We start from the raw sequence: 4,228 nt of genomic DNA, 5'->3' as shown, positions 1-4,228 counted from the left end.
TGGACATGAAAATGCCATAAAGCGACTTTCGGCCTGCCAAAAACCCAAGAACAGGGTTTAGGATTTCAGGCACCTGCGGCGCTTTTTTGAAGTTGTAGGCAAAGCCTGCGCTAAACACCCGGTCTATGAATCCTTTGAGTATTGCAGGGGTCGTGTACCACCAGACGGGGAAGATGAAAATGAGCCTGCTTGCCCTTGAGATTTTTTCCTGGTAGGAAAGCACCAGCCTGTCAGAGGGCCTGCCCCTAAGCTCTTCCTGCTTGAGCACAGGGTCGAAGTTGTCGGCATAAAGGTCGATGACTTCATATGCCAGCCCCTTCTCAGACAGCCGTGTTTTGACAAAGCCGAGCAGGGCTGCGCTGTGGCCGTTAACCTGGTCTGGGTTTGAATATATGATTAAGTCCATGGAAGAACCTAGAAATTCTAGGGATTTGTCTCAGGAAGCTTGATGAATGCCATTGGTTCCAGGCACCAAAGTTATCAGGAGAGTGTTTTTTAAACCCTGCCTATGAAAAAACCTAAAGCCCCAACACGTTGGCAGCCGGACTGGAGGCAGGCTGACAAAACGATGATTGGCCTTGATTATATTTGGAATAAAATTTAGAGAGGGAATTTCTTGGAGTTCATAAAAAAATTTGCAATGGCATCAAGGGCCCCATTTCTTGCGGCAAGCATCCTGCCTGCACTTGTTGGTGGTGCAATAGCGCTTGGCGACGGGAAATTTTCGCTTGTCCCGTTTTTGGCTGCCATGGCTGCCGCAATTTTTGCCCATCTTGGGACAAACCTTTCAAACGACTATTTTGACTATAAGAACGGCAACTACCCGGCAAAAAAAACCGGGCCGACAGGGGGAAGCTTTGCAATACAGTCAAGGATGTTTTCCGAGTCGGAAATAATCCGCATGGCTTATGCCTGTTTTGGCATATCGGCAGCCCTTTTCATTTACCTTGGCCTCAGCATAAGCCCAGTTGTTCTTGCCCTGGGGCTTTTGGGCATTGCAATAGGGTACTTTTACACTGCGCCGCCTTTTGCCCTTGGCTATAGGGGGCTTGGGGAGATTGCAACATTTGTTGGCATGGGGCCGCTACTTTTGCAGACGGTTTATTTTGCACAGGCAGGAAGCTTTAGCGAGATTGGATGGTATGTTTCGGCGTTCATCGGGGTTCTTGTGTCAAACATACTTCTTGTTGCCCAGATTCCAGACATTGCAATTGACAAAAAAAGCAGGAAAAAAACCCTGGCTGCAAGCTGGGGCGCGGGGGCGGCAATAAGCGCATTCACACTTTTCACTTTAGTCGGGGGGGCTGTGCTTGCCGCTGGGATTTTGCTTGGCAAGGCGCCAATGTTTTTGGCAGTCGGGCTTTTGGGGATTCTTGGGACGGCCCATATTAGAAGGCATTTTGAGTCCAAGGATTACGGGCTTGGGGTAAAGGAGGCTGTGGACATGCTTGTTGTCTGCAGCCTGTTTACAATTGCAGGGCTGCTTGTTGGAAGAATTTAGGTTTAGAGTAAAGCTTATATACACGATGCATTTACAATAAAACTAGAATGATGACATTAATCATTAAATGATTAAAAAATTGGTGAATGCCGAGTGAAAATAAATAAATTTCCAGCACTCATTTTAGTATTTGTCTTGGCCATTTCCACCGCAAATTTGCATGCCCAGGTTTTCCAAAGATATGAATTGAACGTAACCCAGGCTAATTTTACAGTAGGAGTGCCGTTCAATCTTTCACTTCGAGTTGCCAATTTTTCCGGAGTAATTAACGGTTCATATCAGCCTTGCACAAGCGACCTGCTTTTCTCGGCAACCAATAACAGCACAAGCTATGCATCAAATGGAACAAGCCCTTATTTCCAGTTCCCTGTTGTGCTGAATGCGTCAACACCATTTGTAGGCGGCTATAACAACTGGTCAGTCAATATAACACAGGCGGGAAACCATTCTATCACAGCCGCGTCGTCGTGCGGTGCAACCGGGGGCGGGCAGCTTAACATAACCGTAGTGGAAGGGGGCCAGCAAGGACCGCCTCAAAACTACCAAAGTTTTACGCTTAATGTCAGCAGCCAGACAGTGCAAAAAAACTCTTACTTCAACCTGACATTGAGCATGTTTTTGACAAACGGAAGCCTTAATGCCACATACCAGGCTTGCACAAACGACATTGTAAACTCCACACAAGTGAATGTTTCGTATTACTTGGATGGTGGAACGACTTATTCCTTCCCGGTAAGGCTGAATACAAGCTCGACTCTGGGCAATTTTTCAAACGGGCGCATTAATGTTAGCGTAATGTTCAACTTGGAAGGGAATTACACACTAACGGCAACCTCTTCCTGCGCCCTTGCAGGCCAGGGCTCAATAAACATGACAGCTACCCCGGAGGTCCAGCCGACAGGGAACTCAACAATTTCCGGCTATGTCGTAAATGCTTCAAATCAATCCCAGGCAATCATAAACCAGAACTTAATGCTGACGCGAGGCGGCGCATTTTTTGCAAATGGCATGTCAAACGGGAGCGGTTATTACAATTTTTCTTATCTGCCAAACGGCAATTATACAGTCATGTCAACAGGGATAAACAATGGTTCTGTTGCAAATATTTTCCTAAGCGGCAACAATAACACAACAATCAACCTCAGCATAACAGTGAACCTGCCGCCGCCACCAAGCACGGGAAATGTCACAGTCCAAGGCTACGTAAAGAGGCCCGATGGCAACATTGAAGCGACTAGCGGCATCCAAATCCGCATAAACACATTCCAAGGCCCAAGTCCGCAAAACACCACAAATGCAAGCGGATTTTACATAATATATGGAATTCCGCCAGGAAGCAATTTCAAAATTGAAGGCAATGGCCCCCAGGGAACCGGCATCTTTATACAGCAATCCGACCTTAGAAACTCAAGTGGCGGCCTGACTATATTCAATAACTCGGCAATAACACAAAACGTCACCATTTCATCTGGTGAAGGGGGCGGAGGCGCGCCATTTGTAAACTGCGGCGGAAATGCTACAATCACAGGGAGGGTCGTGAATACAAGCGGTGCAAACCTTTCAAATGTCCTTATATTTGCCATAAATTTCCAAACCCAGCAGGGATTGCAGAACCAACAGGGGCCAAGCCAGTTTTGCGGCACCTCGGCAACAACTGATGCCAATGGAACATTCACCATTGTTAATCTTACTTCTGGCGTTTACATGCTTATGGCAAGGGACCAAAACAGCATATATGCCTCAGAAATGTCCGGAGACCCATTCCTTGGTAATGGCGTTTTCCTGCCCCAAAACTCCTCAGTAGGAAGCTACAACTTCACGCTTTCAAAAGGCGGTTCAGTCAATGGATTTGTCTTAAATAATGCCACAGGGACTCCAACACCCCTGAAGTTTTCATTTGTGAAAGCAGTCAAGGCAAACTGCGTATTTGGGTCTGGCGTTGATTGCATGGGCGGCGGCTCCCAGACAGACCAAAATGGCCAATATTCGTTCACGTTAAAACAGGGGAATTACACACTGCAAGTCGAAGGTAATTCTTGGCAGGGTCTTGGAAGCGCAAGTGTAAATGTTGAGGTTACTGCAGGCTCGAACATAACACAGAACATAACGCTTTCACAGGGTCAAAAACTCCATGGCTATGTCCTAAGTGGCGGGGTAGCTGTAAATCAAGGCATGAACATAATGGTGCGCCCGGCAGCATCTACGGGAAATTTCTTTGGCCAGCAGCTATTTGGCCAGGTTAGCCCGTCAAACGGCAGCTACGAAGTGTACGGGATAAGCCAAGGGCTTTGGGATGTTGAAGTACAGCCATTTGGGAATTCCAATTTCGGCAAAAAAACAGTCAAGGACGTGAACGTAACCGGCTCAGGCAACTATGCCCTGAACATATCGCTTTCGGCCGGGAGCAGCATTGTAGGCGATGTAAACTGCAGCGGCGTGCCGGTCCAAAACGGATGGATTTTTGCAAAATCCGAGAACAACGTCGGTTTTGGCACAGGCTTTGAAAACGGATTTGGTGCTAATGTGATAAATGGAAGGTACCAGATTTCAGGTGTGACTCCCGGCGTTTATTCATTATTCCTTGACTTTTGGGGAAGCAGCTGCTCGAGGGAAAACAAGTTCGGGATTGGCGTGAGGGAGGGTGCCACAACCACAGTCAATTTTATTTTGACTTCTGGCAGCACCTTATCCGGAAAAATCAACACTTCAGGCGGATTGAACATTTCC

3 protein-coding genes are annotated in these 4,228 nt (G+C 47.2%); 2 read left to right on the top strand and 1 reads right to left on the bottom strand.

Annotation, left to right across the window (positions count from 1 at the left end; genetic code table 11):
• Positions 1-406: hypothetical protein (locus FJZ26_04590; GenBank protein ID MBM3229682.1), on the bottom strand; the 406-nt coding region annotated here is incomplete at its 3' end.
• 210 nt (positions 407-616) lie between these two features.
• Between FJZ26_04590 and FJZ26_04585 the strand changes: the two genes are divergently transcribed.
• Both FJZ26_04585 and FJZ26_04580 read left to right on the top strand, forming a co-directional pair.
• Positions 617-1,501, top strand: a complete 885-nt coding sequence (locus tag FJZ26_04585) for a prenyltransferase (protein ID MBM3229681.1) — start codon at positions 617-619, stop codon at positions 1,499-1,501.
• A gap of 186 nt (positions 1,502-1,687) precedes the next feature.
• The coding region (locus FJZ26_04580; GenBank protein MBM3229680.1) for a hypothetical protein at positions 1,688-4,228 on the top strand (2,541 nt) is incomplete at its 3' end.

The sequence above is a fragment of the Candidatus Parvarchaeota archaeon genome (assembly GCA_016866895.1).
GTDB lineage: Archaea > Micrarchaeota > Micrarchaeia > Anstonellales > VGKX01 > VGKX01.
The sequence above is the reverse complement of the archived record's forward strand: the minus strand, read 5'-3'. Positions and strand labels throughout refer to the sequence as shown.